This window comes from Pseudomonas sp. FSL L8-0168 (genome assembly GCF_037976155.1).
Lineage (GTDB): Bacteria > Pseudomonadota > Gammaproteobacteria > Pseudomonadales > Pseudomonadaceae > Aquipseudomonas > Aquipseudomonas paracarnis.
In genome coordinates, this window is the sequence record NZ_CP150262.1 from 2,412,630 (window position 1) to 2,438,981 (window position 26,352).

24 protein-coding genes are annotated in these 26,352 nt (G+C 61.0%); 10 read left to right on the forward strand and 14 right to left on the reverse strand.

Translation table 11 applies throughout. The features are described from left to right. Genes MHH62_RS10505 through cmoB form a run of 3 tightly spaced genes read left to right on the forward strand, consistent with a single transcriptional unit; the run spans position 1 to position 2,390 of the window. Complete coding sequence (locus tag MHH62_RS10505) at positions 1–657, forward strand: lysoplasmalogenase (RefSeq protein ID WP_058409897.1); 657 nt, start codon at positions 1–3, stop codon at positions 655–657. Between the two features lie 36 nt (positions 658–693). After that, positions 694–1,437: a carboxy-S-adenosyl-L-methionine synthase CmoA gene (gene cmoA / locus MHH62_RS10510; RefSeq protein WP_014717080.1), complete on the forward strand. Its 744-nt coding sequence runs from the start codon at positions 694–696 to the stop codon at positions 1,435–1,437. After that, positions 1,434–2,390 carry a tRNA 5-methoxyuridine(34)/uridine 5-oxyacetic acid(34) synthase CmoB gene (gene cmoB / locus MHH62_RS10515; protein ID WP_020301206.1) on the forward strand — a complete coding sequence of 319 codons (957 nt, stop codon included), beginning with the start codon at positions 1,434–1,436 and terminating at the stop codon, positions 2,388–2,390. Before cmoA ends, cmoB begins: the two co-directional genes overlap by 4 nt. Before the next feature lie 140 nt (positions 2,391–2,530). Here cmoB and tadA read toward each other — a convergent pair whose 3' ends face one another. From tadA to lptF, 10 genes are all read right to left on the reverse strand, one after another. Continuing rightward, the gene (tadA, locus tag MHH62_RS10520) at positions 2,531–3,028 is read right to left on the reverse strand and encodes a tRNA adenosine(34) deaminase TadA (RefSeq protein ID WP_339232920.1); all 498 of its coding nucleotides are present in this window, start codon (positions 3,026–3,028) and stop codon (positions 2,531–2,533) included. Beyond that, positions 3,028–4,410 (reverse strand): multicopper oxidase family protein, encoded by a 1,383-nt coding sequence (locus MHH62_RS10525; RefSeq protein WP_103452428.1) that lies wholly within the window; start codon positions 4,408–4,410, stop codon positions 3,028–3,030. The genes tadA and MHH62_RS10525 overlap by 1 nt, the downstream gene beginning before the upstream one ends. Before the next feature lie 225 nt (positions 4,411–4,635). After that, complete coding sequence (gene pdxJ, locus MHH62_RS10530; RefSeq protein WP_014717076.1) at positions 4,636–5,379, reverse strand: pyridoxine 5'-phosphate synthase; 744 nt, start codon at positions 5,377–5,379, stop codon at positions 4,636–4,638. Between the two features lie 51 nt (positions 5,380–5,430). Continuing rightward, on the reverse strand, positions 5,431–6,117 hold the full coding sequence (gene recO, locus MHH62_RS10535; RefSeq protein WP_019817662.1) for a DNA repair protein RecO: 687 nt from the start codon (positions 6,115–6,117) through the stop codon (positions 5,431–5,433). A 154-nt stretch (positions 6,118–6,271) separates the two neighbouring features. Further along, positions 6,272–7,174: a GTPase Era gene (gene era, locus MHH62_RS10540; RefSeq protein WP_005785147.1), complete on the reverse strand. Its 903-nt coding sequence runs from the start codon at positions 7,172–7,174 to the stop codon at positions 6,272–6,274. After that, a complete protein-coding gene (rnc, locus tag MHH62_RS10545) occupies positions 7,167–7,856 on the reverse strand; it encodes a ribonuclease III (RefSeq protein ID WP_003188856.1) in 690 nt (229 codons plus the stop codon). Before rnc ends, era begins: the two co-directional genes overlap by 8 nt. Positions 7,857–8,000: 144 nt before the next feature. Further along, positions 8,001–8,855: a signal peptidase I gene (gene lepB / locus MHH62_RS10550; protein ID WP_003188855.1), complete on the reverse strand. Its 855-nt coding sequence runs from the start codon at positions 8,853–8,855 to the stop codon at positions 8,001–8,003. Between the two features lie 5 nt (positions 8,856–8,860). Further along, positions 8,861–10,660: a translation elongation factor 4 gene (lepA, locus tag MHH62_RS10555; protein WP_003188853.1), complete on the reverse strand. Its 1,800-nt coding sequence runs from the start codon at positions 10,658–10,660 to the stop codon at positions 8,861–8,863. Between the two features lie 222 nt (positions 10,661–10,882). Then, positions 10,883–11,962 (reverse strand): LPS export ABC transporter permease LptG, encoded by a 1,080-nt coding sequence (gene lptG / locus MHH62_RS10560; protein WP_003188851.1) that lies wholly within the window; start codon positions 11,960–11,962, stop codon positions 10,883–10,885. Then, entirely contained in the window at positions 11,955–13,073 is a 1,119-nt protein-coding gene (lptF, locus tag MHH62_RS10565) for an LPS export ABC transporter permease LptF (protein WP_003188848.1), read from the reverse strand. Before lptF ends, lptG begins: the two co-directional genes overlap by 8 nt. A gap of 284 nt (positions 13,074–13,357) precedes the next feature. Here lptF and MHH62_RS10570 point away from each other — a divergent pair, with 284 nt between their 5' ends. The 5 genes from MHH62_RS10570 (at position 13,358) to rlmF (ending at position 20,045) form a co-directional block, all read left to right on the forward strand. Then, complete coding sequence (locus tag MHH62_RS10570; protein ID WP_014717073.1) at positions 13,358–14,848, forward strand: leucyl aminopeptidase; 1,491 nt, start codon at positions 13,358–13,360, stop codon at positions 14,846–14,848. Positions 14,849–14,922: 74 nt separating this feature from the next. Then, positions 14,923–15,351 carry a DNA polymerase III subunit chi gene (locus tag MHH62_RS10575; RefSeq protein ID WP_336826988.1) on the forward strand — a complete coding sequence of 143 codons (429 nt, stop codon included), beginning with the start codon at positions 14,923–14,925 and terminating at the stop codon, positions 15,349–15,351. A 7-nt stretch (positions 15,352–15,358) separates the two neighbouring features. Further along, entirely contained in the window at positions 15,359–15,733 is a 375-nt protein-coding gene (locus MHH62_RS10580) for a hypothetical protein (protein ID WP_003188844.1), read from the forward strand. A gap of 210 nt (positions 15,734–15,943) precedes the next feature. Then, positions 15,944–18,790, forward strand: coding sequence for a valine--tRNA ligase (locus tag MHH62_RS10585; protein WP_005785134.1), 2,847 nt, complete (start codon positions 15,944–15,946; stop codon positions 18,788–18,790). A 238-nt stretch (positions 18,791–19,028) separates the two neighbouring features. After that, positions 19,029–20,045 carry a 23S rRNA (adenine(1618)-N(6))-methyltransferase RlmF gene (gene rlmF, locus MHH62_RS10590; RefSeq protein WP_014717070.1) on the forward strand — a complete coding sequence of 339 codons (1,017 nt, stop codon included), beginning with the start codon at positions 19,029–19,031 and terminating at the stop codon, positions 20,043–20,045. Between the two features lie 182 nt (positions 20,046–20,227). Here rlmF and MHH62_RS10595 read toward each other — a convergent pair whose 3' ends face one another. After that, positions 20,228–20,509 (reverse strand): HU family DNA-binding protein, encoded by a 282-nt coding sequence (locus tag MHH62_RS10595; RefSeq protein WP_003188840.1) that lies wholly within the window; start codon positions 20,507–20,509, stop codon positions 20,228–20,230. Positions 20,510–20,906: 397 nt separating this feature from the next. On the opposite strand from MHH62_RS10595, the gene yejK reads away from it, so the two are divergent. Beyond that, entirely contained in the window at positions 20,907–21,911 is a 1,005-nt protein-coding gene (gene yejK, locus MHH62_RS10600; protein WP_014717069.1) for a nucleoid-associated protein YejK, read from the forward strand. Beyond that, positions 21,911–22,261, forward strand: a complete 351-nt coding sequence (locus MHH62_RS10605) for a glutaredoxin family protein (protein ID WP_072434230.1) — start codon at positions 21,911–21,913, stop codon at positions 22,259–22,261. Before yejK ends, MHH62_RS10605 begins: the two co-directional genes overlap by 1 nt. A 136-nt stretch (positions 22,262–22,397) precedes the next feature. Here MHH62_RS10605 and MHH62_RS10610 read toward each other — a convergent pair whose 3' ends face one another. The 3 genes from MHH62_RS10610 to MHH62_RS10620 all read right to left on the reverse strand — a co-directional run bounded on the left by MHH62_RS10610 (position 22,398) and on the right by MHH62_RS10620 (position 26,346). Then, positions 22,398–24,638 (reverse strand): TonB-dependent receptor, encoded by a 2,241-nt coding sequence (locus MHH62_RS10610; RefSeq protein ID WP_155717077.1) that lies wholly within the window; start codon positions 24,636–24,638, stop codon positions 22,398–22,400. Positions 24,639–24,793: 155 nt separating this feature from the next. Further along, the gene (locus MHH62_RS10615; RefSeq protein WP_339232925.1) at positions 24,794–25,771 is read right to left on the reverse strand and encodes a FecR family protein; all 978 of its coding nucleotides are present in this window, start codon (positions 25,769–25,771) and stop codon (positions 24,794–24,796) included. After that, positions 25,768–26,346: an RNA polymerase sigma factor gene (locus tag MHH62_RS10620; RefSeq protein ID WP_014717065.1), complete on the reverse strand. Its 579-nt coding sequence runs from the start codon at positions 26,344–26,346 to the stop codon at positions 25,768–25,770. Before MHH62_RS10620 ends, MHH62_RS10615 begins: the two co-directional genes overlap by 4 nt. Positions 26,347–26,352 lie beyond the last annotated feature (6 nt).

Below are 26,352 nucleotides of genomic sequence, written 5' to 3' on the forward strand. Positions count from 1 at the left end.
ATGCCCTGGCTGATCCTTGCCTTGATGGGCGCCGGCACCTTTGTCTACGGCCTGGCGACCCATGCAACGCTGCTGTGCCTGCTGGTCAAGCCGCTGCCGGTGCTGGCGCTGCTGGGTTGGCTGCATGACGCGCCGCCCACCGAGTATCGACGCTGGATCAGCCTGGGGTTGATTTTTTCCGTGGTGGGCGACGTGTTACTTGCCTGGCCAGGCGACCTGTTTATCTTTGGCCTGGGCGCGTTTCTGTTCGCGCATTTGGCTTATCTCAAAGCTTATTTCAGTGACTGTCGGCGCTTGGCGCTGCTGCCGCTGGTGCTGGCCCTCGGCGTAGGCGCAATCTTGCTGAGCATCCTGATCTCCCACGGCCTCGGTGAACTGCTGATACCGGTGGTGGTTTACGCGCTGGTGATCAGCGCCATGCTCTGGCGTGCGTTGGCGCGACTGGGCAGCGAGGTGCCCAAACGTTCGGCGTGGCTGGCGGCGGTGGGTGCGGTGTCGTTTGTGGTTTCCGACGCGCTGATCGGCATCAACCGGTTTGTGCTGGCGTTCGAGGCAGCGCCGTATTTGCTGATCGCCACCTACTGGCTCGGGCAGTGGGGCATCACCGCCTCGGCTTTCCATCAGACAACCCGCGCATCCGAGGAGCAACTTGGCTAAAATGCCGGCCTTTCCCCCATCGTTGCCGGAACAGCCGTGAGCAAAGAACCCGATCGCCTATTCGCCCAGCCCCTGCCCCAGGTGCCGGACTTCGCCTTTAACGAGGATGTGGTGCGGGTGTTCCCGGACATGATCAAGCGCTCGGTGCCGGGCTACCCCACCATCGTCGAAAACCTCGGCGTGCTGGCCGCGCAATTTGCCCAACCGGGTAGCGTGCTGTATGACCTGGGCTCTTCCCTGGGCGCCGTGACCCAAGCCCTGCGTCGCCATGTACGCACCGAGGGTTGCCGGGTGATCGCCGTGGATAACTCCGCCGCGATGGTCGAGCGCTGCCGCGAATACCTCAATGGCCAGGACTCGATGTTCCAGGAGTTGCTGCCGGTGGAGGTGATCGAGGGCGACATCCTCGCCCTGCAATTCAAGCCCGCCTCGGTGGTGGCCCTGAACTTCACCCTGCAATTTATCGCCCCCCAGGAGCGCCTGGCGTTGCTGGGGCGCATTCGCCAGGCGCTGCTGCCGGGCGGGGCGTTGATCCTCTCGGAAAAGCTGCGCTTTAACGATGTTGAAGAGCACGCGCTGCTGACCGACCTGCATATCGCCTTCAAACGCGCCAACGGCTACAGCGAACTGGAAATCGCCCAGAAGCGCAGCGCCATCGAAAACGTCATGAAGCCCGACAGCCTCGAAGAACACCGCGAACGCCTGCTGGCGGCCGGGTTCTCGAAAGTCGTGCCGTGGTTCCAGTGTCTTAACTTTGCCTCGTTGATTGCCTTGCCATGATTGATTTGTCCCCCCTCGCCCGCCATCTGGTCGGCACTCCCCTGGCCGTGTGGGCCCAGGGCCTGCAAGCGCAGCTCGATAGCAAGATGGAAAAAGGCCATGGCGACCTGGAGCGCTGGCAGAGCGCCTTGGATGCACTGCCGAAGATCCAGCCCAACAGCGTAGATTTGCTCAACGGCCTGGTGCTGGACACCGATTGCGACGACGCCACCCGCGAACAGATGCACACCGCGCTGATGGGCCTGAGCCCCTGGCGCAAAGGCCCGTTCCATCTGTTCGGCGTGCATGTGGACACCGAGTGGCGTTCGGACTGGAAGTGGTCGCGGGTCGCGCCGCACCTGAACCTCAAAGGCAAGCGCATCCTCGACGTGGGCTGCGGCAACGGCTACTACATGTGGCGCATGCTCGGCGCCGGGGCCGACAGCGTGATTGGCGTGGACCCCAACTGGCTGTTCTTCTGCCAGTTCCAGGCAGTGCAGCGCTACTTGTCCGAGCCCAAGGCCTGGCACCTGCCGTTCCCGTTCGAAGACTTGCCGGCGAACCTGGAAGGCTTTGACACGGTATTTTCCATGGGCGTGTTCTACCACCGCCGCTCGCCCATCGAACATTTACTGGCGTTGAAGGACACCCTGGTCAAGGGCGGCGAGCTGGTATTGGAAACATTGGTGGTGGAAGGCGACCAACAACAAGTGCTGGTGCCAGAAGACCGTTACGCCCAGATGCGCAACGTGTGGTTCTTGCCGTCGGTGCCGGCGTTGATGCTGTGGCTGCGCCGGGCCGGGTTCAGTGACGTGCGGTGCGTGGATGTGAGCGTGACCACGGTTGAGGAGCAGCGTGGAACGCAGTGGATGAAGTATCAGTCGCTGAGTGATTTCCTGGACCCTGAGGATCACAGCAAGACCATTGAAGGGCTGCCGGCACCGATGCGGGCGGTGATCATCGCGCGCAAATAACACCACGCTCGTTCTGAAAAAATGGAGATCAACGGTGGGAGCTGGCTTGCCTGCGATAGCGGTGGGTCAGTCAATATTGGGCTGACTGACAGATGGCTATCGCAGGCAAGCCAGCTCCCACATTGATATTTCAGTGTTCTTTAGAGTGGTGGCTTGGCCCGGCGAGCCTTGAAGAACTCGCTCAGGACAGCCCCACACTCCTCGGCCAATACCCCGCCCTCAAACAACACCCGATGGTTAAGAAAACCCTGGGTAAAAAACTGCCCCTGGCTTTGCACGATGCCCGCCTTCGGCTCCAACGCGCCATACACCACCCGCGCCACCCGCGAATGCACGATCAGCCCGGCACACATGCTGCACGGTTCCAGCGTCACGTACAGCGTGCTGCCCACCAGCCGATAGTTGCTGATCGCTTGTGCAGCAGCGCGGATCGCGACCATTTCGGCATGGGCGCTGGGGTCGTTGCCGCTGATGGGGCAGTTGAAGCCGCGGCCGATGATTTCACCGGCCTGCACCAGCACCGCACCCACCGGCACTTCGCCCAATGCAGCGCCTTGGGCGGCGAGCGCCAGGGCTTCGCGCATAAAGTCCTGGTCGCGGCTGCGGTCGATAATCGCGGCGGGGCGAATCTGGCGCATCACGCCACCTCGATGGCGGCCATCAGGCCGGTTTCCATGTGGTCGATCACATGGCAATGGAACATCCACACCCCTGGGTTATCCGCCACCAAGGCCACGCGGGCGCGTTCGTTCTTGCCCAGCAGATAGGTGTCGGTGAAGTACGGGATCACCTTGTGGCGGTTGGACGCAAGCACCTTGAAGCTCATCCCGTGCAGGTGGATCGGGTGCTGGTATTGGGTCATGTTCTTCAATTCGAAAATATAGCTCTTACCCTTCTCCAGCTTGGCAATCGGGCGGTCGGCACAGGTCTTGTCGGTGATGTCCCAGGCCTGGCCGTTGATCTGCCACAGGCTCGGCGGCTTGCCGTTTTCGACATTGACCGACACTGAACCGACCCATTCGAAATTGAAGTTGAGTTTCTCGGCATTGGCCAGGTCTGGCTCGGCAACCGGGTTGGCCGGCAATGCCGGTGGCCACAGGGTAGGCGCGTCGGTATTGGCCACCGAGCGGAAGGTGCCAAGGCGCACCGGGCCGTTGCGCAACGACAGTTCTTCGCCCGCCGGTGGCGCCTTGATCGCCAGGCAAATACGCATGCCCGGGCCCAGCCAATATTCCTTGCCCAACGGGCGCGGCTCGATGGGGTTGCCGTCCAACGCGTAGATCTGCGCTTCGACCCCGGGAATATTGAGGCGATAGGTCACAGTGTTATCGAGGTTGAGCAGGCGCACGCGGGTGATTTGCCCAGCCGGCAGGTCGATGACCGCCTGGGGCACCCCATTGATGGTCGACAGACGCCCGGCCGTGCCGCCACGCGCCGCTTCACGGGGGATGCTGAACTCGACAAACGCGCCCTCTTCGTCGATGTGCCAGTTCTTCAGGCTCAAAGTGCGTTCGTACTTGAAACCGGTGGGTTCGCGCTCTTCCACGATCAACGGGCCGACCAGGCCACGGCCGAGTTCTTCGCTGCTGCTCACGTGAGGGTGATACCAGTAGCTGCCGGCATCGGGTACGCGGAATTTATAGTCGAAGTATTCGCCAGGCAGCACCGGCAATTGCGAGACGTAGGGCACGCCGTCCATCTCCAGCGGCAGGCGGATGCCGTGCCAGTGGATGGTAGTGGCGACTGGCAGATGGTTGATAAAGCGCACCCGCAGCCATTCGCCTTGGCGCACCCGCAACTCGGTGCCCGGCGCCGATGGGCCGAACGCCCAGGCCTGGGTCTTATGCCCCGGCACCAACTCTACGTCCAGGGGCGCGGCGATCAGCTCGTAATCGTGCCCCGCCTCGGACTCAGCGACTTTCCCCAGCCAGTAGCGGTAGCCACCGCCGGCACCGACGCCTACTACGGCCAGGCCAGCAAGACCACCCAGGATTTGTCGACGGGAAAAGGATCGGGACACAACAACCTCGCGTATCTGCCGCAGGCCAAGGGCCCGCAAAGGGCTGATACGATACACCTGCGTCGGCTAAACAGTAAGGCTTCGCATTGCCGCATGCCAAAAACGCCGACGACTCATCATGTGGGAGCTGGCTTGCCTGCGATTGCAGTGGGCCAGCTACGAATGCGTCAACTGACACTCCGCTATCGCAGGCAAGCCAGCTCCCACAATGATCTTCATTGTTTATCAGTGCTTGGCAGCGGCCAGAATCAGGGCTTTCATCTCGGCCACGGCGCCTTTGAAACCGACAAAAAGCGCGTGCGCGACCAGCGCATGGCCGATGTTCAGTTCGTTGATGCCCTTGATCGCTGCCACGGCTTCGACATTGTGGTAATGCAAGCCATGGCCGGCATTGACGATCAAGCCTTCGCTGAGCCCGCAGTTCACGCCGTCGATGATGCGTTGCAGTTCGTCGGCCACTTCGGTCGGCGTGGTGGCATCGGCGTAGCGACCGGTGTGCAGTTCGATGGCCGGCGCACCCACACGGCGGGAGGCTTCGATCTGGCGTTCGTCGGCGTCGATAAACAGCGAGACTTCACTGCCGATCCGCGACAGGCGCTCCACCGCGGCCTTGATCCGCGCTTCCTGGCCCGCGACGTCGAGGCCGCCTTCGGTGGTCAACTCCTGGCGGGTTTCCGGTACCAGGCAGATATGCGCCGGGCGGATGCGCTCGGCGAACGCCATCATTTCTTCAGTGACGCCCATTTCGAAGTTCATGCGGGTTTGCAGCACGTCCTTGAGCAGCAGCACGTCGCGCTCCTGGATGTGGCGGCGGTCTTCGCGCAGGTGCACGGTGATGCCGTCGGCACCCGCTTCTTCGGCGTCCAGCGCGGCCTTGACCGGGTCAGGGTAACGGGTGCCCCGGGCCTGGCGCAGGGTGGCGACGTGGTCGATGTTGACGCCAAGAAGAATGCGATTGCTGGTGGTCACGGAAGCGCTCCTGAAAAGGGAAAGAATCGGTGCACAGCATACACGGGGATGTCAGGGCTTTCGAAACAACTCGCGACTGACCAGCGGACGCCCGCCCAGGTGCACGGCCAGGGCCTGGCGCATCAGGCGCTTGGCGGCGGACAGCGCACCGGGAGCGTGCCAGTCGGCCTCACTCATGGCCAGCAGTTCGGTGCCCTGAAACAGGCCGGGCTGCAGCAGGTACACGCGCTCAAGCCCCGCATCGACTTGCAGGCGATACATGCCATCGGCGGCGATGGGCTCTCCGTGCAAGTCGTTGGCCAGTTCGAAGCCGTAGCCAAGGTCGTCGAGCAAACGCCATTCGAAAGCGCGCAGCAGCGGTTCCAGCGGACGGCCTTCAGCGAGGGCCAGCAAGGTGGCAGCGTAGTGATCAAAGACTGCCGGGTGCGGGTCTTCGGCGGGCAGCAGGCGGATCAGCAGCTCATTGAGGTAAAGGCCGCTGAATAACGCATCGCCATTCAGCCAGGCCGAGGTGCCAACGCTTTCCAGGCGGCCGACGTTTTTCAGCTCGCCCTTGCCGCGAAACTCCACGTCCAGCGCCACGAACGGCCGCGCCAAGGTGCCCGCCTTGCCCCGCGCGCTGCGCAATACCGCGCGCAGGCGGCCTTGGGGCGTGAGGAAGTCCACCAGCGCACTGGTTTCGCGGTAGGCGCGGCTGTGCAGGACATAGGCAAGTTGGCTGGGGGGGGAGGCGGACATGAGGCTCTCTCGCAGAACGTGAAACAGCGCCGATCCAATGTGGGAGCGGGCTTGCCCGCGATGGCGGCGTCACAGTCAACATCTCTGCCGAATGTTACATCCTCATCGCGGGCAAGCCCGCTCCCACAAAGTTTTGCAGTGTGTTCGAGGCCCGTTACAGGTCGCCGTAGCCCAGGGAGCGCAACGCACGCTCATCATCGGACCAGCCACCCTTCACCTTCACCCACAGGTTGAGCATGATCTTGGAGTCGAACAGCAACTCCATATCCTTGCGCGCTTCGGTGCCGATGCGCTTGATGCGCTCGCCCTTGTCGCCAATGATGATTTTCTTCTGGCCGTCACGTTCGACGAGGATCAACGCATGGATATGCAAGGTCTTGCCCTGCTGCTTGAACTCTTCGATTTCGACGGTGATCTGGTACGGCAGCTCGGCGCCCATCTGGCGCATGATTTTCTCGCGGACCAGTTCGGCGGCAAGGAAGCGGCTGCTGCGGTCGGTGATCTGGTCTTCCGGGAAGAAGTGCTCGTTTTCTGGCAGGTAACCGGCGATCACGCGCTCCAGGGCTTCGAGGTTGTGGCCGTGCTGGGCCGAGATCGGCATGATCTGGGCGTTCGGCAGTTGCTCCTGCAACCAGGTCAGGTGCGGCATCAGCTCGGCTTTGTCTTCGATACGGTCGGTCTTGTTCAGCGCGACGATCAACGGGCCGGTCACGTATTGCACACGCTCGAGGACCATCTGGTCTTCGTCGGTCCACTTGGTGCGGTCAACCACGAAGATCACCACGTCGACGTCTTTCAACGCGGCCGAGGCGGTCTTGTTCATGTAGCGGTTCAGGGCTTTCTCGCCGCCTTTGTGCATGCCAGGGGTATCGACATACACCGCTTGCACGTTGCCTTCGGTCTTGATGCCCAGCATGTTGTGGCGGGTGGTCTGGGGCTTGCGCGAGGTGATCGCGAGCTTCTGGCCGAGGATGTGGTTGAGCAGCGTGGACTTGCCCACGTTCGGGCGGCCGACGATGGCAACATAGCCACAGCGTGTTGCGGTTGAATCAGTCATGGCCATTCTCCACGCCCAGGGCAATCAGTGCTGCAGCGGCCGCTACCTGTTCGGCAATACGACGGCTCACACCCTGACCTCGGCTTTTTTCGTTCAATAAAGTGATTTCACATTCCACGAAGAACACCCGGCAATGGGGCTCGCCCTGGATATCCACCACTTCGTAGCGTGGCAGTTCGCAACCGCGGGACTGCAGGTACTCTTGCAGGCGGGTCTTGGGATCCTTGTTGGTGTCTACCAGCGTCAGGCTTTCGATTTCCGAGGCCAGCCAGGCGACAACGCGTTCCTTGGCCGTCTCCATCCCGGCATCGAGGTAGATCGCACCGATCAAGGCTTCCAGGGCATCAGCCAGGATTGACTCGCGACGGAAACCGCCGCTTTTCAACTCACCGGAACCCAGCCGCAGGTACTCGCCCAGGCCAAAGCCTCGGGCCAGCACGGCCAGGGTCTCGCCTTTCACAAGGCGTGCGCGCAGGCGCGACAGCTGGCCTTCTCGCGCTTGGGGGAAGCGCTCGAACAGCGCCTCGCCGGCGGCGAAATTGAGGATAGCGTCACCGAGGAATTCCAGGCGCTCGTTATTGCGCCCTGCAAAGCTGCGGTGTGTGAGGGCAAGGACCATCAATTCCTGGTCCTTGAAGGTGTAGCCGAGCTGACGCTCGAGACGACTTAGAGAAACGGTCACGGTTTATCCATATCTAGTTGATGGCACCGGCGGCCATCGACGATTGACGCAGTGTTCAAATTCAAATCCTGATGGGTACCGGGCATCGGAAAATGTCCAAGCCCCAGAAAAGCATTCGGCGCTGTGTTCACAGCGCCGCTTGTATTACTTGATCAGCCCGACCCGCGAGAAGTTCGGCAGGTGGCTGAGCTTGGGTTCCGGCCAACTCATCCAGACCGCGAAGGCTTTGCCGACAATGTTCTCGTCGGGCACCATGCCCAGCAAGTCCTTGGGAATGTTGGGGTCATCCCAGTAGCGGCTGTCGTTGGAGTTGTCGCGGTTGTCGCCCATCATGAAGTAATGCCCGGCAGGCACTTTCCACTGGCCATCCGGCATCGCGCGGTAGCGGCTCATTTCCTTGCGGATTTGGTGCTCCACCGCGCCGAGTTTTTCCTGGTACAGCTCGGCGCTGCCCAGGGTATTCGGCTCGGCGCCCAGCAGCTTCTCGGCCACCGACTCACCGTTGATGAACAGGCGCTTGTCGCTGGTGTAGCGCACCACGTCGCCCGGCAGGCCGACCACACGTTTGATGTAGTTGACGTTCGGGTCGCTTGGGTAGCGGAACACCATCACATCGCCGCGCTGCGGGTCACCCACGGGGATGACTTTTTTGTCGATCACCGGCAGGCGAATGCCGTAGGAAAACTTGTTCACCAGGATGAAGTCGCCCACATCCAGGGTCGGTTTCATCGACCCCGAAGGGATCTGGAACGGCTCTACCAGAAACGAGCGCAACACCAGCACGATGAACAACACCGGGAAGAACGACTTGCCGTACTCAACCAGCAAGGGCTCTTTGTTCAGCTTCTCGACCACCACCGCATCGGGCTGGCTGACGCTGCCCTGATAGGAAGCAATGGCCGCCCGACGACGCGGGGCGAAGAACACCAGATCGAGCAACGCCAGGAGACCACAGACGGCAACGGCAATGACCAGCAACAGCGGGAAATTTAGTGACATAGGACCTAACTATCCAACCTGAGCACCGCAAGGAAGGCTTCTTGTGGAACTTCCACGTTGCCTACTTGCTTCATGCGTTTTTTACCGGCCTTTTGCTTCTCAAGCAGTTTGCGCTTACGGCTTACGTCACCGCCGTAGCATTTGGCCAGTACGTTCTTTCTGAGAGCCTTGACGGAAGTCCGTGCAATGATCTGCCCGCCGATGGCGGCCTGGATCGCGACGTCGAACATCTGGCGCGGAATCAGTTCTTTCATCTTCTCGGTCAGTTGGCGACCTTTGTAATGCGCGTTGTCCTTGTGCACGATCAGTGCCAGGGCATCTACCTTGTCGCCGTTGATCAGCACATCCAGTTTCACCAGATTAGCCGATTGGTAACGATCGAAATGGTAGTCCAGCGAAGCATAGCCGCGACTGGTGGACTTGAGACGGTCGAAGAAGTCCAGGACCACTTCGTTCATCGGCATATCGTAGGTCACTTGTACCTGAGTACCGAGGAACAGCATGTCGCGCTGCACGCCACGCTTTTCGATACACAGTGTAATGACGTTGCCCAAGTGTTCCTGCGGTACCAGGATATTGGCCCGCACGATCGGCTCGCGCATGTCTTCGATGGCCGACAGGTCCGGAAGCTTGGAGGGGTTGTCGACGTAAATCGTTTCACCGGTTTTGAGCAGCAACTCAAAAATAACGGTTGGCGCGGTGGTGATCAGGTCCAGGTCGTATTCGCGCTCAAGGCGCTCCTGGATGATCTCCATGTGCAGCATGCCCAGGAACCCGCAACGGAAGCCGAAGCCCAGCGCGTCGGAGCTTTCCGGGGTGTACTGCAACGACGAGTCGTTGAGGGTCAGTTTTTGCAGGGCTTCGCGGAAATCTTCGAAGTCATCGGAGCTGACCGGGAACAGGCCGGCGTAGACCTGTGGCTGGATGCGCTTGAAGCCGGGCAGCACGTCGACGTCTGGCGTGGAGCTCAAGGTCAGGGTGTCACCTACTGGCGCACCATGAATGTCCTTGATGCCGGCGATAATGAAGCCTACTTCACCGGCTTTCAGATCAACGGTAGCGGTGTGCTTGGGGTTGAATACACCGACGCTGTCCACCAGGTGGATCTTGCCGGTGGACTTGACCAGGATCTTGTCGCCCTTCTTCACACGGCCATGGCGCACGCGCACCAGGGACACAACGCCCAGGTAGTTGTCGAACCAGGAGTCGATGATCAACGCTTGCAGCGGATCTTCGTAGTTGCCGGTCGGCGCGGGAATGGTGTGCACCAGGCGTTCGAGCACTTCGTCGACACCCAGGCCGGTCTTGGCGCTGCAGGTGACGGCGTCGGTGGCATCGATGCCGATGATCTTCTCGATCTCTTCCTTGACGCGCTCAGGCTCGGCCTGGGGCAGGTCGATCTTGTTGAGCACGGGCATGACTTCCAGGCCCTGCTCGATCGCGGTGTAGCAGTTGGCAACCGACTGCGCCTCGACGCCCTGGCCGGCATCGACCACCAGCAACGCACCTTCACAGGCCGCCAGCGAACGGCTGACTTCGTAGGTGAAGTCAACGTGACCAGGGGTGTCAATGAAGTTCAGTTGGTAAGTGATGCCGTCTTTGGCCTTGTAGTACAGCGTGACGCTGTGGGCCTTGATGGTGATCCCGCGCTCGCGTTCGAGGTCCATGGAGTCCAGTACCTGGGCTTCCATTTCACGCTCGGCAAGGCCGCCGCACATCTGGATAAATCGATCGGCCAGCGTCGACTTGCCATGGTCAATGTGGGCGATGATGGAGAAATTGCGGATATGACTCAAATCACTCACGGATCAACACTCAAAAAGGCTGCAGGCAGATTGCCCGCTGAAAAATAGCCGGGAATTGTACCTGATGCTCAGGCCAGACGTCATCTTTGCTGACCAATACAAAAAAGCCCCACTTTAATGGGGCTTAAAACTGTAGGAGCGAGCTTGCTCGCGAAAATCGCCAACGATAACGCGCTTATTCTGGATAAACGCGGCGTTTCGCAGACGTTCGCGAGCGCGGCTTCAACCCGCCCGGCGCAGCAGCCAGAACCCAGCCACGGCGCAGATGGCCGTAGGCACCAGCACCGCAAACAGCGGCGAGAAGCCGAATACCAGGCTCGACGGCCCAAGCAAATCCTGGGCGATGCGGAAGGTGAAGCCCACCAGCACGCCGGTAAATACCCGTTGGCCCAGGGTCACGGAGCGTAATGGCCCGAAAATGAAGGAAATCGCCATCAACACCAAGGCGGCGGTAACCACCGGCTGCAAGACTTTCACCCAGAACGCCAGCCAGTAGCGGCCATTGTTCAAACCCTGTTCCTTGAGGTAGTGGATATAGCTCCACAAACCGGAGATCGGCAGGGCTTCCGGCACCATGACCACGGTATTGAGCAATTCCGGCTTGAGGGCGATATCCCACTGTTCGGTCGGCACGTTGACCACTTCGGTGCTGGACTGGGTGCCCTGGCCCACGTTACGGAAGTGCGTGGTGGTGACGTCGCTCAGTTGCCATTGCTCGCCACTGTACTGCGCGCGCTTGGCGAAGCTGGACGACAGCATGTGCCGTTCTTTGTCGAAGGTGTAGCGGGTCACCCCGATCAACAGGCCACCCGGCTGCACGGCGTTGATGTGAATGAACTCGTCACCTTGGCGGTGCCACAGGCCATGCTTGGCGCTTTGCGCATCGCCCGAACCCTGGGCCAGGGCGCGATTGGCCTGGGCGGTGGCTTCGGCCGGTGGCGCGACGTACTCACCGATCAGCACGCTGCACGCCATCAGCAGCAGCATCGGCTTCATCACCGCCCAGACGATACGGCCGATAGACACCCCGGCGGCGCGCATGATGGTCAGCTCGCTGTTGCTGGCCAGGGTACCCAGGCCGATCAGGCAACCAATCAGCGCGGCCATTGGCATCATGTCGTAGAGACGACGCGGCGCGGTCAGTGCGACGTAGCTCAGCACGTCCGTGACTGTGTAAGTGTCAGTAACGTTGCCCACTTCATCAATGAAGGCGAACAACAAGGCCAGGCCGAGGATGATGCCCAGTACCGCGAGGATGGCGATCAGTACGCTAATGCCGATGTAGCGATCAAGCTTAGCCACGGGCCAACTCCTTCAGGCCACGACGGCTCTTCATTTTCAAACGGATAGGTTCCCAGTAGAGCAGCCCCAGGCCGATCATCAGGAAAACCCCGTGCACCCACCACAGGCCCAGCGCTGGCGGCAACTTGCCCTTTTCCAGGGAACCACGGGCAGAAATCAGGATGGTCAGGTAGGCCATGTACAGCAGGATCGCCGGCAGCAACTTGAGGAAACGCCCTTGGCGCGGGTTGACGCGCGACAGCGGCACGGCCATCAAGGTCACGATAAACACCAACAGCGGCAGGGACAGGCGCCATTGCAACTCGGCGATGGAGCGCAACTCCGGGCTGCCGAACAGCGATGAGGTGGGCAGTGCGTCGCGGTCGGTGACCTCGTCACTGATCTCGGCCTTGGGCAGCATGACGCCGTAGGTGTCGTACTTGATCGCCCGATAATCCGCCAGGCCAGGGCTGCCGTCGTAGCGGTAGCCGTTTTCCAGGATCAGGTAGCGGTTGCCATCGGGGCGGATTTCCTGGCGACCGCTGTCGGCCACCAGGATGGTAATGCCACGGTCTTTCTGGTTCTGGCCGAGGTTCTTCTGGGAAATGAACACACCGCCGAGGTTGGAACGGTCGTCGGTCATGGTTTCGGTGTAGGTCACCCGCGAGCCGTCGCTGAGCGCCTGGAAGCGACCGGGCTCGAGGGTGTCGAACTCCGTCATCGCATCCTGCTTGTTCAGCAGCAGCTGGAATTGCATGGCCCCCTGGGGCGCCAGGCTCATGCTCAACCAGGCCACCACCAGAGCAACACCGGCGGCAGGCACCATGGTCATGGCCAGCAGGCGCTGCTGGCTCATGCCGGTGGCCGACAGCACGGTCATCTCGCTTTCCAGGTACAGCCGGCCATAGGCCAGCAATATGCCGAGAAACAGGCCAAGCGGCAGGATCAACTGCAGCATGCCGGGCATCCGGTAGCCCATGATCAGGAACAGTGAGCCCGGATCCAGGGCGCCAGCGGCGGCTTGGGCCAGGAACTTGACGAAACGACCACTCATGATGATGACCAGCAACACCGCACTCACGGCACTCAGGGTCAACAGGACTTCGCGGGACAGATAACGGAAGACAATCAAACCAGACACTCCAGGGTTGTCAGGCTAAGGCGGCCAAACAAGCAAGCATACCGAGTCGACCCGTTTACCACGGGCCGGCTAAAAAGATGGCGCATTATCCTGTGATTGACCGCGCCTGTCACGGAGCTTACTCATGCGCACGCACAAAGCGTGCGCCAAGGGTTGTCAGGCTCCGCTGGCGAGGTTCAAACTGCGGCCTTTGTCGCTGGCGGTTTACAACGCTGCCGAGCTTTAAAGCCGGAGTACAAGCTCCCGGCTCACAGACCTTGATAAGGGACCCGAAAATGGAATTGGTTGTAAAAAGCGTTAGCCCCGAAACGTTGAAAACCGCCACCCTCGTGGTCGCTGTCGGCGAAGGCCGCACACTCGGCGTCGCCGCCAAGCAACTGGACGAACTGAGCGGCGGCGCTATCAGCGCAGTGCTCAAGCGCGGTGACCTGGCCGGCAAGGTCGGCCAGAGCCTGCTGCTGCAGAGCCTGCCCAACCTTAAAGCCGAGCGCGTTTTGCTGGTGGGCGTGGGCAAGGATGCCGAACTGGGCGACCGTCCGTTTCGCAAGATCGTCAGCGGTCTCCTCACCACCCTCAAGGGCCTGGGCGGCAGCGATGCGGTGCTGGCACTCGATGAAATCGTGGTCAAGGGCCGCGACAGCTACGGCAAGACCCGACTGCTGGCTGAGTCGCTGGTGGACGGCGGCTATATTTTCGACCAGTTCAAGAGCCAGAAAGCCGAACCCCGCGCCCTGAAGAAAATCACCCTGCTGACCATCAAGGCTGCCCAGGCTGAAGTCCAGCGCGCCGTCACCCACGCCCAGGCCATCGCCAACGGCATGTCGTTCACTCGCGACCTGGGCAACCTGCCGCCGAACATCTGCCACCCGACGTTCCTGGGCGAACAGGCCAAGGCATTGGGCAAAGAGTTCAAGGGCCTGAAGGTTGAAGTGCTGGACGAGAAGAAGATCAAGGACCTGGGCATGGGCTCGTTCTATGCCGTGGGCCAGGGCAGCGACCAGCCGCCACGCCTGATCGTGATGCAATACAACGGCGGCAAGAAGTCCGAGAAGCCTTACGCCCTGGTAGGTAAAGGCATCACCTTCGATACCGGCGGCATCAGCCTCAAGCCGGGCGCCGGCATGGACGAGATGAAGTACGACATGGGCGGCGCCGCCAGCGTGTTCGGCACCCTGCGTGCCGTGCTGGAACTCAAGCTGCCGATCAACCTGGTGTGCATCCTGGCCTGCGCCGAGAACATGCCGAGCGGCGGCGCGGCTCGCCCGGGCGATATCGTCACCACCATGAGCGGCCAGACCGTGGAGATCCTCAACACCGACGCCGAAGGCCGTCTGGTGCTGTGCGACGCCCTGACCTACGCCGAGCGCTTCAAGCCCCAGGCCGTGATCGACATCGCTACCTTGACCGGTGCCTGCGTAGTTGCCCTGGGCGCCCACACTTCGGGCCTGCTGGGCAACAACGACGAACTGATCGAGCAACTGCTCAGCGCCGGCAAGGCCGCCGACGACCGCGCCTGGCAACTGCCGCTGTTCGATGAGTACCAGGAACAGCTCGACAGCCCGTTCGCCGACATCGCCAACATCGGTGGCCCGAAAGCCGGCACCATCACGGCGGCCTGCTTCCTGTCGCGCTTTGCCAAGAACTTCAACTGGGCTCACCTGGACATCGCCGGCACGGCCTGGACCAGCGGCGGCAAGGACAAGGGCGCCACTGGCCGTCCGGTGCCCCTGTTGACCCAATACCTGCTGGATCGCGCCAAGGCTTAAGCGGCCCCTGCGCCCCTCTGTAGGAGCGAGCTTGCTCCTACAGAGGGGCCATCAGGCCAACCCCAGGATTTTCAATGCCCCAAGTCGACTTCTATATATTGCCCAGCGCCGATCCCCTCGCGCGCCTGGACTTTGCCTGCAAACTCACCGAAAAAGCCTGGCGTATGGGCCATCGCATCTACCTGCACTGCAGCGATGCCGCCCAACGTGACGAACTTGATGCCCGTCTGTGGCGCTTCAAGGGCGAAAGCTTCGTGCCCCACGGCCACGCCGAAGCCGAACCTGAAAGCCTGGTTGTGCTGGGCTTGGGAGACAACTGCGGCGATCACCATGACTTGCTGGTCAACCTCGACCTGAAAGTACCGGCCTTTGCCCAAGCGTTCGCCCGTGTGGCGGAAGTGGTGGTGGAAGACCCGGCTATTCGTCAGGCCGCGCGGGAGAGTTTCCGTTTCTACCGCGAACAGGGCTATCCTCTGCAAGATCACCGGCTACAACGACTTTGAGTACATGATGGACACTCCAAACCCGCTGAAAAAAGACGACCACCTGCTGGATGACCTGGAGTCGATCCGTCAGTTGCTGGGTGATGACAACCTGCAACCGCCGCTGCTGACCGAGACGGCCGATGGCGAGGTACAGATCCCGCTGCTGTTCGACATGGTCGGCGGCAAGCCTGCCGCGCCGGCACCTGTGGTTGCTGAACCCGCCCCAGCCGCCGAAAAAGCCCCCGATGCCCTGCTGCTGCACCTGGACAACGAACTGCGCGCCGCCGCGCAATTGATCATGCAGGATGTGATCGACGACTTTGCGCCGCATATCGAAGCCGAGATCAAGCGTCGGATGGATGCGCGGATGGAGCGGTTGCTCAGCCAATACCAGAACTGAAAGTCCCCCCCATCCTTGTGGGAGCTGGCTTGCCTGCGATGGCGGCGCATCAGTCGCCGAAGATGCTGACTGAAACACCGCCATCGCAGGCAAGCCAGCTCCCACATTAATTCTGCATCGGTCTTAACCGTCTTCGCCTCGCCCTCGCCCCTATCCCCCGTTATACTTGCCGGCTTTCCTGAATAAATGCCAACTAGGGTCCCGCCGCGCATGGATAAGACCTACCAGCCCCACGCTATCGAAACTTCCTGGTACAACACCTGGGAGTCCGAGAACTATTTCGCCCCACAAGGTGCGGGCGACTCGTACACCATCATGATCCCGCCACCGAACGTCACTGGCAGCCTGCACATGGGCCATGGCTTCAACAATGCGATCATGGATGCGTTGATCCGCTTCCGCCGCATGCAGGGTCGCGACACCCTGTGGCAACCGGGCACCGACCACGCCGGCATCGCCACCCAGATGCTGGTGGAACGCCAACTGGAAGCCACCGGCCAGAACCGTCACGACCTGGGTCGCGAGAAATTCCTGGAGAAAGTCTGGGAATGGAAAGACCAGTCCGGCGGCAATATCAGCCGTCAGATCCGTCGCCTGGGTTCGTCCGTAGACTGGAGCCGCGAGCGCTTCACCATGGACGACGGCCTGTCCGAAGCCGTAAAGGAAGCCTTCGTGCGCCTGCACGAAGACGGCCTGATCTACCGCGGCAAGCGCCTGGTCAACTGGGACACCAAGTTGCACACGGCGATTTCCGACCTTGAAGTGGAAAACCACGACGAGAAAGGCTTCCTGTGGAACCTCAAGTACCCGCTGGCCGACGGCGCCAAGACCGCTGAAGGCAACGATTACCTGATCGTCGCCACTACCCGTCCGGAAACCATGCTCGGCGATGCCGCCGTCGCTGTTAACCCGAACGACGAGCGCTACCAGGCGCTGATCGGCAAGTTTGTCGAACTGCCGCTGGTTGGCCGCCGCATCCCGATCATCGCGGATGACTATTGCGACCCTGAGTTCGGCACCGGCTGCGTGAAAATCACCCCGGCCCACGATTTCAACGACTACGAAGTCGGCAAGCGCCACAACCTGCCGCTGCTGAACATCTTCGACAAAAATGCCGCCGTATTGCCGGCCTGCCAGGTGTTCAACCTGGACGGCTCGCTGAACGACAGCATCGACGGCAAGATCCCCGCCGAATACGCAGGTCTGGACCGTTTTGAAGCGCGCAAGCAGATCGTAGCTGCCTTCGACGCCGCCGGTTTGCTGGTCAGCGTCGACGACCACGGCCTGAAAGTGCCGAAGGGCGACCGCTCCGGCACCGTGATCGAGCCGTGGCTGACCGACCAGTGGTACGTGTCCACCAAGCCGCTGGCAGAACCTGCGATTGCCGCCGTGGAAGATGGCCGCATCCAGTTCGTGCCCAAACAGTACGAAAACATGTACTTCTCGTGGATGCGCGACATCCAGGACTGGTGCATCAGCCGTCAGCTGTGGTGGGGCCACCGTATTCCGGCCTGGTATGACGAATCGGGCAAGGTTTATGTAGGCCGCGACGAAGCCGAAGTGCGTGCCAAGCACAACCTCGGCGCCGACATCGCGCTGCAACAGGACAACGACGTACTGGACACCTGGTTCAGTTCGGGCCTGTGGACCTTCTCTACCCTGGGCTGGCCGCAGCAGACCGAGTTCCTGAAGAAATTCCACTCCACCGACGTGCTGGTCACCGGCTTCGACATCATTTTCTTCTGGGTTGCCCGGATGATCATGCTCACCATGCACCTGGTGAAGAACGAAGACGGCACCCCGCAGGTACCGTTCAAGACCGTGTACGTACACGGCCTGGTACGCGACGGCCAGGGCCAGAAGATGTCCAAGTCCAAGGGTAACGTCCTGGACCCGCTGGACATCATCGACGGCATCGACCTGGAAACCCTGGTGCAGAAACGCACCTCGGGCCTGATGCAGCCGAAACTGGCGAAAAAGATCGAGAAGCAGACCCGCGACGAATTCGCCGACGGCATCGCCAGCTACGGCACCGACGCTCTGCGCTTCACCTTCTGCTCGCTGGCCTCCACCGGTCGCGACATCAAGTTCGACATGGGCCGCGTCGAAGGCTATCGCAACTTCTGCAACAAGATCTGGAACGCGGCGCGCTACGTGCTGGACAAAGGCGAAGACTGCGGCCAGAACGGCGAAGCCTATGAGCTGAGCCTGGCGGATCGCTGGATCATCTCGCAGCTGCAGCGCACCGAAGCCGAAGTGACCCGCCAGCTCGACCAGTTCCGTTTCGACCTGGCCGCACAGGCCCTGTACGAGTTCATCTGGAACCAGTATTGCGACTGGTACCTGGAACTGTCCAAGCCGGTACTGTGGGACGAGAACGCCCCGGTCGAACGCCAGCGCGGCACCCGTCGCACCCTGGTGCGCGTGCTCGAAGTGGCGCTGCGCCTGGCGCATCCGTTCATGCCGTTCATCACCGAAGAAATCTGGCAGCGCCTGGCGCCGCTGGCCGGTATCGAAGGCAAGACCATCATGCTGCAACCTTGGCCGGTGGCCAACGAAGCGCGCATCGATGAGGCCGCCGAAAGCGATATCGAATGGCTCAAGACCCTGATGCTCGGCACACGCAACATCCGCGCCGAGATGAACATCGGGCCGGGCAAGCCGCTGGCCGTGTTCGTCAAGAACGCCAGTGCCGAAGACCAGCGTCGCCTCAGCGAGAACGATGCGCTGCTCAAGAAACTGGCCAAGCTGGAGTCGATCACCGTATTGGCTGCCGATGCCGAAGCACCGTTGTCTGCCACCGCGTTGGTCGGTGATATGGAAGTGCTGGTGCCGATGGCCGGCCTGATCGACAAGGGCGCGGAACTTGCCCGCCTCGACAAGGAAATTGCGCGCCTGCAAGGCGAAGTGCAGCGAGTGGGCGGCAAGCTGTCCAACGCGGCGTTCGTTGACAAAGCGCCAGCTGAAGTGATCGAGAAAGAACGCGCCAAGTTGGCCGAGGCTGAACAGGCCTTGGGCAAGCTGGCGGAGCAACACGCGCGGATTTCCAGCCTGTAAGGGGAAACCATGTAGAGAAAGAGGCCTTCGGGCCTCTTTTTTTGTCCAGGAAAACGACACCATTTCCCAATCAAAACCCTATCCCTGTGGGAGCTGGCTTGCCAGCGATAGCATCACCTCAGTCTGCCTGATACACCCAGTCGCCTGCATCGCAGGCAAGCCAGCTCCCACATTTGACCGAGTTGTCCCCGGGAATGTGTGACAATGACCGCCACTTTGAGCCAAACCCAGAATCATCATGACCGCCCCCACTACGCCCAAACCTCCGCGCAAGAAGCCTAAAACCGCCGCCACGGCCAAACCCGTCGCGCCACGCAAAGAGGCCACCCTGCACCCGCGCAACCGCCACACGGGCCGTTACGACTTCCCGGCGCTGATCAAGACCACGCCTGAACTGGCCAAATTCGTGATCATCAACCCCTACGGCAAAGAGAGCATCGACTTCGCCAGCCCGGATGCAGTGCGGGTGTTCAACCGGGCGCTGCTCAAGTCGTTCTATGGCATCCAGCATTGGGATATCCCGGCGGACTACCTGTGCCCGCCGGTGCCGGGGCGTGCTGACTATGTGCATTTCCTCGCCGACCTGCTGGCCAGCGTCAACGACGGCAAGATCCCGCGGGGCTCGATCGTCAAGGTGCTGGACATCGGTATGGGCGCCAACTGCGTGTACCCGCTGATTGGCTATATGGAGTACCGCTGGAACTTCCTGGGCTCGGAGGTCGACCCGACCGCCGTGGCCGCCGCCAAGGCCATCGTGCAGTCCAACGACCTGAGCAAGGTCATCCAGCTGCGCCAGCAACCCAACCCCAAGCAGATCCTGTTGGGCCTGCTGGAGCCGGGTGAGCGCTTTGACCTTACGATGTGCAATCCGCCCTTCCATGCATCCATGGACGAAGCCACCAAAGGCAGCGAGCGTAAATGGCGCGCCTTGGGCAAGGCCGACCCGAAACGCAAGTTGCCGGTGCTTAACTTCGGTGGTCAATCGGCCGAACTGTGGTGTGAAGGTGGCGAAGCGCGGTTTGTGACGCAGTTGATCGCCGAAAGCGCGCACTTTGCGCATAAAGTGCTGTGGTTCAGCACCCTGGTGTCCAAAGCCTCCAACTTGCCGGCGATCGAAACGGCGCTGAAAAAAGCCGGCGTGCTGGAAAGCCAGGTAGTGGAGATGTCCCAGGGGCAGAAGCAGAGCCGCTTTGTGGCCTGGACGTTCCAGACCAAGAACGAGCAGCAGATCTGGCGCCAGCGCTGGGTTCGATAAGAATCATTGTGGCGAGGGAGCTTGCTCCCGCTGGGCAGCGCAGCGGCCCCAAAATCCTGGGAGCGCTGCGCACTCCAGCGGGAGCAAGCTCCCTCGCCACAATAACCGCGCTCTACAATAAAATCGCAGGCAATAAAAAACCGTGCCCGGATCACTCCGAAGCACGGTTTTTTTGCTGCGTCTTACTTGTTAACAGCGTCGGTCAGGCCTTTAGCCACAACCAGCTTGATAACTTTCTTGGCAGCGATTTCGATGGCAGCGCCAGTCGAAGGGTTACGGCCAGTACGGGCAGGACGCTCGGTCACTTTCAGTTTGCCAACGCCTGGCAGAGTGATTTCGCCGCCATTTTCCAGCTGATCAGCAACAACTTGGCTCAGTTGGTCCAGCAGAGCACGCACGGTAGTTTTCGGTGCGTCTACTGCTTCAGCCAGGTCAGCGATCAGTTGGTCTTTAGTAATAGCCATTGTGGTGTTCCTTCCCTATCAAATTCATATGGATTGCAGAGTGCAGTGTCAGCCGTCGAGCCCGACCGTCATGGCCTGGCATCCCCGGCCATAACCACGGAGATCGGGGTTATAGATGCTTGAAACGGGGATTGGTTCGACCTGACAAATGCTGAATGCACGCTTAACGCCGAGACTTGGCGTAAGACGGGGCAAAACTAGCACAGAGACGGGGAAATATCCGCCTCAACATACCCATTTGGTCAGCTTTATCGCTCTAAACCGTGAAAAAAAGGCATATGGCCAGTCACAGGGCGTGCAAAATGCCGTTCGGGGCACGTCTTGACCAATGGGTGCGGTACACTGGGCGACTTTTCGGGGAGGCCAACCGCTCCCCCTTCAACCAGCCGAGAAGCCTATGCCGATCCGTCATTGCATCGTCCACCTGATCGACAAAAAACCCGACGGCACACCCGCAGTTCTTCACGCCCGCGACACGGAACTGGCCGAGTCCGCCGCCATCGAGAACATGCTTGCCGACCTCAACGAGAGCTACAACGCCAAACAAGGCAAGGCCTGGGGTTTCTTCCATGCCGAGTCCGGCGCGCACCCGTTCAGCGGTTGGTTGAAGGAGTACTTTGACGGTGGCCAGGACTTCACCAGCTTCAGCCGCACGGCGGTAGAGCACCTGCAGAAGCTGATGGAGGAATCCAACCTCTCCACCGGCGGCCATGTGCTGTTTGCCCATTACCAGCAAGGCATGACCGACTACCTGGCCATCGCCCTGCTGCACCACAGCGAAGGCGTGGCGGTGACCGATGAGCTGGACGTGACGCCCTCGCGCCACCTGGACCTGGGCCAGTTGCACCTGGCGGCGCGTATCAACGTCTCCGAGTGGCAGAACAACAAGCAGTCCAAGCAGTACATCTCCTTCATCAAAGGCAAGAACGGCAAGAAGGTCTCGGAGTACTTCCGCGACTTTATCGGCTGCCAGGAAGGCGTGGATGGCCCGGGCGAAACCCGCACCCTGCTCAAGGCGTTCAGTGACTTCGTCGAAAGCGAAGACTTGCCCGACGAGTCCGCCCGCGAGAAAACCAAGACCCTGGTGGACTACGCCAGCAGCCAGGCGAAGCTCGGCGAACCCATGGGCCTGGAAGAGCTCTCGGGCCTGATCGATGAAGACCGGCCAAAAGCCTTCTACGACCACATCCGCAACAAGGATTACGGCCTGTCGCCGGAAATTCCGGCCGACAAACGCACCCTCAACCAGTTCCGCCGCTTCACCGGGCGCGCCGAGGGCCTGTCCATCAGCTTTGAAGCGCACCTGCTGGGCGACAAGATCGAGTACGACGAAGCCGCCGGCACCTTGATCATCAAGGGCCTGCCGACCCAACTGACCGACCAGCTCAAGCGCCGTAACTGATGCTGGGCGGGGTACTCAAGAAAGTCCTGCTGGTGCTGCTGGTGGTGGTTGCGATCCAGAACTGGGGCAAGGTGGAGCGGCTGTTCAACCCGTCCCAGGTGGCGCCCGAGCACGTACGCGCCTCGGCGCGGGTGGTGCTCTATGCCACCGAGTGGTGTGGGTACTGCAAGCAGATCCGGCGTTTTCTCGACCAGAAGGGTATCCCGTACCGGGCCGTCGATATCGAGCAGGACGCCCAGGCGCGCAAGGCGTACGAGGCACTGGGCGGTGGCGGGATTCCGTTTGTGGACGTGAACGGCACCTTGATTCGCGACTACGACCCCGAAGCAATCATGGCCGCATTGAAGTAACACGCAATCAAATGTGGGAGCTGGCTTGCCTGCGATGGCGGTGTAACAGGGTCAATACCTGTGACTGATACACCGCTATCGCAGGCAAGCCAGCTCCCACACACGTCAGCTCTGCACATTGGGTTGTGTGGTGACCTTAGAAGTTGGCTTCCAGCGACACCATCGCCGTGCGCTCCTCACCCACGTTGTAATACGCCGTGCTCGCCCCCAACCCGTTCACCGGCGCCGAGTTGAACGCCACCGTACGCGCCGAGCTCAAGTACTCCTTGTCGAACACGTTGAGCATCGAAAACCGCAGTGCCGCCGACTTGATGACCTTCTTATCCACCGGCAAATAAATACCCGCGTTCAGGTCAAACACCGTACGGCCTTCGATCTTCTCCTTGTTGGTCAAATCGCCATAGAAACTGCCGACATATTTGCCTGCAATGTTGCCGTAGAACCGCGAATCGTCATACCCGAACACCAGGTTGAACATGTTTTCCGGCACGTTGGCCAATTGCTTGCCCGAGGTTGGTAGCAGCACGTTCTTGCTGAGCAGATCGTCCTTCTGCTCAGACTGGGTGTAGGTATAGGACGCGTAGTAATTGAAGTTGTGCGGCAACAGGCCGCTCCATTCCAGCTCCAGGCCTTTGTTATCGACAGTGCCGACGTTGAGCACCATGTAGTCACCGCTGGCGTCGGTGGTCGAGACCTGGCGATCCTTGAAGCTGATGTAGAACAGGGTCGCACTCAAGGCCATATCGTCTTCGGTGTAGCGCCAGCCCAGTTCCTGGTTCCAGCTCAACTCGGACTTGAGGCTGACGGAGTCGCCCTTGTTGTACAGCACGTAGTTGGGCGGCGTGCGCATATTGCGGGTGACGTTGTAGAACGCCTGGTTGCTTTCATCGACCTGGTACTTGGCGCTGAAGTTGGGCAGGAACTGGTGGTAGCGGGTGTTACGCTTCTCCGGTGTGTCGTACAGGCTGCCGAGGTTGTTGCCGTCACGCTCGACATATTGATAGGCCACGCCGCCAACAAAACTCAGGTCCGGTGTGGCTTGCCAGTTGTCCTGTACCCAGAGCTTCTGCGCGGGAGTGACGGTGTAGTAGTGGCGGCCCTGGACCGTAGCGCCGTTTTTGTCGACCACCTGGCCGCCGCTGTTGTAGTCGCCCCACACATCGTCGGGGGCACCTTCGTTGTTAATGCCGATAAAGGGCTGGGTCTGGCGCTGGCGTGCGCGTTCGTACCAGTAGCCATAGTCCAGGCTGTGTTCTTCGTTGATGTCCCACTTCATTTTCGCCGTGAAGCCAGGGCGCCAGGTTTCGGTCCACGAAGGGCGGTAATAGTTGGCCGATTGCAGGTTACTCAGGTCGTAGTTGCCGGCCTTGTCGGACTTTGGCCCCAGGTTGGAAGCCGTCTGGCCGCTGAAGCTGCCACCGTTGGCCCAGTAGTAATACGGCGTGAGCGTCAGCGACAAATTGTCCTGCAGTTGCCAGCGCTGGGTCAGCGTGGCGTTGACGCTTTCGAACGGGTTGCGGTTGAGCTTGTAGGACGCCGACAGCAAACCAGCCTTGTACACCGGGCTTTGCGCGTAATCCTTACGCCGTCCTTCGGTGTCGAACTGCGCCTTGCTAAGGCTGTTGTAGTTGTAGTTTTCCTGCTTGTTGTACTTGATCGTGGCCAATGTGGAGTTGCCGTTATCCCCTTCGAACAGGCTGCTCCACTCGATCTTGTCGCTGCGCAGAGTGCCCTTGCCGCGCCATTTGTCACCTTCCAGGTGGGATGCCGACACCCAGGTTTTCAGGCCCCCCACATCCCCGGTGTTCGCTCGCACGAAGGTCTTGCGCAGGGCGTTGGCACCGACGATCTGTTTGGCGAAAACTCCGGCGTCCTTGGTCGGGCGGATGGTGATCATGCCAATGTTGCCGCCGCTGGAGCCGATGTGCGGGCCGTCGGCCTCGGAGGAACCTTGGGTGGCGAACACTTCGGCCAGGTTTTCCGGGTCGCCTAACTGATTGGAGTACACACTGTAGTTGCCCGAATCGTTGATCGGCACGCCGTCCACCGAGACGCCGACCTGGTCGGAACTCATGCCCCGCATGGTAAAACTGGTGCCACTGGTGCCGCTGGCGTCATCACTGGAAACGTTGATGCCCGGCGTGTACTTGAGCTTGTCGATGGCGTTGGCGGTGGCCGACATTTCGTCCATGGCTTGCTTGGTCACCGTCGAGCGTGCCTTGGCACTTTCTTCGAGAATCATGTGGCCGCTGCCAAGGGTTTGCTTGCCGGCGATGTTCACCGAGCCTACATCCTGGGCATCCTCGGCCAAAACCAGCGGCGCAAAGCCGCCCAGGCCCGATGCGAGGAGCAGGGCATAAAGAGTGTTGTGGTTCACGTGTAGATCCCTTACTGACATTGTTGTGTTGTATGGGGCAGATGCGAGCTTCCTGACCACTTGTTCAGGAACCCAGGGATGATCCACGGCACGTGTAACCGTTTGGTGACAGGTTGTGGCGATTGCGATGAAGGTTCGATGAAGGCGCTGCGGGCCTAGCGCACCACAATCATGCGGCCCAACAGGCTGTGCTGTTCAAAGCCCAACACCGCTTGCAAGGCGTTCAAGACCGCTACAGGGTCCTGGCTCGGAAAGCTGCCGCTGACGCGTTTGGCGGCCATGTTTTCGTTAAGCAGAAGAATTCGGCCGGGGTAATAACGCCTCAGGTCCTGGACCACATCGGCCAGGGGTGCCCTGTAGTAGTTGAGCCAACCTTCGCGCCAAGCCAGGCGTGAGGCGCTGTCGACCCCATGCAAAGGGTCGGCAATACCGTCGGCATAGGCCACTTGCTGGCCCGCTGTCAGCACCTGTTGCTGGCCCTGTTTGGAGGGCGTCACGCCCACACGGCCGGACAGCACAGTGACCTCGGCGCCCTCAGGTTGCAGGCGCACTTCAAACTGCGTTCCCATTACCCGCGTTTCACCGCCGCTCGCCTCCACCACGAAGGGTTGGCCGGTGTGGGTCACATTGAAAAAACCTGCACCACGGCGCAGTTGGATGTGCCGTTCGCCCTGGCTGAAATCTACAGAGATGGCGCTGTCGGCGTCGAGGGTGACCTTGGATTGATCGGCCAGGGTGAAGGTCTTTACCTCACCCGGCGCCGTCACATAATCGGCGCCCCACTCATCGACCCAGCGTGACGGCTGCCAACCGGCGCCCATCGACACCATCAGCAGCAGGCAGGCGGCGACGGCCAAGGCACCAGACCAACGCGCTACCCGGGAGCGTTTGGAGGCGTTGATCGTATTGAGGTAGCGCTGCAAGGCGAGCGCGTCCTCATCGGCCAGTTGGCGCGCCGGTACTTCGCTTAATTCCCAGAGCACCTGGGCTTGGGAGTACGCCTCAACGTGTGCGGGATCTGCACGTAACCAGCGGCTGAACGTGGCCTGGTCGCCGCTGCTAGGCTGGTCATGCAGCAGGCACAACCAATCGAGTGCGGCCTGTTCCTGGGCGGGCGTGGGCGTGACGTTCACGGGGCTTTCCCTGGCATGCGTGGAGGCGGTGGTTCGCGAAGGCTGGCCTTGCAGGCTTCGAGGGCGCGCATCATATGTTTTTCCACGGCGCTTTGGGACAGGCCCATGGCCTTGGCGATTTCGGCGTACTTGCGGCCGTGGATGCGGTTAAGCAGGAAAATCTGGCGGGTGCGCTCGGGCAAGCTGCGCAAGGCGGCTTCCACATGGCGCAGATCATTGCCCGCCTCCAACGCTGCCTGGGGTTCGCAGCCTTGGTGGTCAGATTGTTCCGGCAGCCAGCCTTCGCTGCTGCGTGCTCGCGCGCCTTCGCTGCGCAGGTGGTCGATGGCGATGTTGCCGGCGCAGCGCAGCAGGTAGGTGCTCAATTCTTCGACCTGCACCAGCGGGCGACGCCAGAAGCGCAGGAACAAATCCTGCACCAGGTCGGCTGCCGTGGCGCGGCAACCCACACGGCGGCTGACCAACGCCTCCATTTGCGAGCGCTGGGACAAAAACACCTGCAGGAAATGCGCGCGTCCCCCCGCTGCATCCGCGTGCGGAGTGTCCTGAGGAGATTGCGGTCGATGGCTCCTCATGGCCGG

Coding starts and splice junctions, on each gene's coding strand:
- yejK (WP_014717069.1), top strand. CDS start 20,907: ATGCCGATCCGTCATTGCATCGTCCACCTGATCGACAAAAAACCCGAC.
- MHH62_RS10575 (WP_336826988.1), top strand. CDS start 14,923: ATGCCCCAAGTCGACTTCTATATATTGCCCAGCGCCGATCCCCTCGCG.
- recO (WP_019817662.1), bottom strand. CDS start 6,117: ATGTCCGCCTCCCCCCCCAGCCAACTTGCCTATGTCCTGCACAGCCGC.
- MHH62_RS10595 (WP_003188840.1), bottom strand. CDS start 20,509: ATGGCTATTACTAAAGACCAACTGATCGCTGACCTGGCTGAAGCAGTA.
- tadA (WP_339232920.1), bottom strand. CDS start 3,028: ATGCGCCAGATTCGCCCCGCCGCGATTATCGACCGCAGCCGCGACCAG.
- MHH62_RS10605 (WP_072434230.1), top strand. CDS start 21,911: ATGCTGGGCGGGGTACTCAAGAAAGTCCTGCTGGTGCTGCTGGTGGTG.
- MHH62_RS10570 (WP_014717073.1), top strand. CDS start 13,358: ATGGAATTGGTTGTAAAAAGCGTTAGCCCCGAAACGTTGAAAACCGCC.
- era (WP_005785147.1), bottom strand. CDS start 7,174: ATGACTGATTCAACCGCAACACGCTGTGGCTATGTTGCCATCGTCGGC.
- cmoB (WP_020301206.1), top strand. CDS start 1,434: ATGATTGATTTGTCCCCCCTCGCCCGCCATCTGGTCGGCACTCCCCTG.
- MHH62_RS10580 (WP_003188844.1), top strand. CDS start 15,359: ATGGACACTCCAAACCCGCTGAAAAAAGACGACCACCTGCTGGATGAC.
- MHH62_RS10505 (WP_058409897.1), top strand. CDS start 1: ATGCCCTGGCTGATCCTTGCCTTGATGGGCGCCGGCACCTTTGTCTAC.
- MHH62_RS10585 (WP_005785134.1), top strand. CDS start 15,944: ATGGATAAGACCTACCAGCCCCACGCTATCGAAACTTCCTGGTACAAC.
- MHH62_RS10620 (WP_014717065.1), bottom strand. CDS start 26,346: ATGAGGAGCCATCGACCGCAATCTCCTCAGGACACTCCGCACGCGGAT.
- rlmF (WP_014717070.1), top strand. CDS start 19,029: ATGACCGCCCCCACTACGCCCAAACCTCCGCGCAAGAAGCCTAAAACC.
- lepB (WP_003188855.1), bottom strand. CDS start 8,855: ATGTCACTAAATTTCCCGCTGTTGCTGGTCATTGCCGTTGCCGTCTGT.